The organism is Nocardia violaceofusca NBRC 14427 (assembly GCF_963869435.1).
In the GTDB taxonomy this organism is placed as follows: Bacteria; Actinomycetota; Actinomycetes; order Mycobacteriales; family Mycobacteriaceae; genus Nocardia; species Nocardia aobensis.
This window is the reverse complement of the sequence record NZ_CAWMPM010000074.1, coordinates 1-640: the sequence shown is the minus strand read 5'-3', so window position 1 is coordinate 640 and position 640 is coordinate 1. Positions and strand designations below refer to the sequence as shown.

Sequence of the window (640 nt, the reverse complement as noted above, 5' to 3'; positions counted from 1 at the left end):
TGCTGGTGGCGATCATGCCGTGGGAGGGTCACAACTACGAGGACGCGATCATCTTGTCGCAGCGTCTCGTGGAGGAGGATGTGCTGACCTCGATTCACATCGAGGAGCACGAGATCGATGCTCGTGATACCAAGCTCGGTGCCGAGGAGATCACTCGCGATATCCCGAACGTCTCCGACGAGGTGCTGGCCGATCTGGACGAGCGTGGCATCGTCCGTATCGGTGCCGAGGTGCGTGATGGTGACATCCTGGTCGGCAAGGTGACCCCGAAGGGTGAGACCGAGCTGACCCCGGAGGAGCGGTTGTTGCGCGCGATCTTCGGTGAGAAGGCGCGCGAGGTGCGTGACACCTCGTTGAAGGTGCCCCACGGTGAGTCGGGCAAGGTGATCGGTATTCGTGTGTTCTCGCGTGAGGACGACGACGATCTTCCTCCGGGTGTGAACGAGCTGGTGCGCGTGTATGTGGCGCAGAAGCGCAAGATCCAGGACGGTGACAAGCTCGCGGGTCGTCACGGCAACAAGGGTGTCATCGGCAAGATCCTTCCCAAGGAGGACATGCCGTTCATGCCCGACGGCACTCCGGTCGACATCATCTTGAACACCCATGGTGTTCCGCGTCGTATGAACATCGGCCAGATCCT

General features: G+C 60.9%; 1 pseudogene. It reads left to right on the top strand.

The features are described from left to right. A pseudogene (locus AC5592_RS34370) lies at positions 1–640 on the top strand (DNA-directed RNA polymerase subunit beta); the annotation flags it as partial.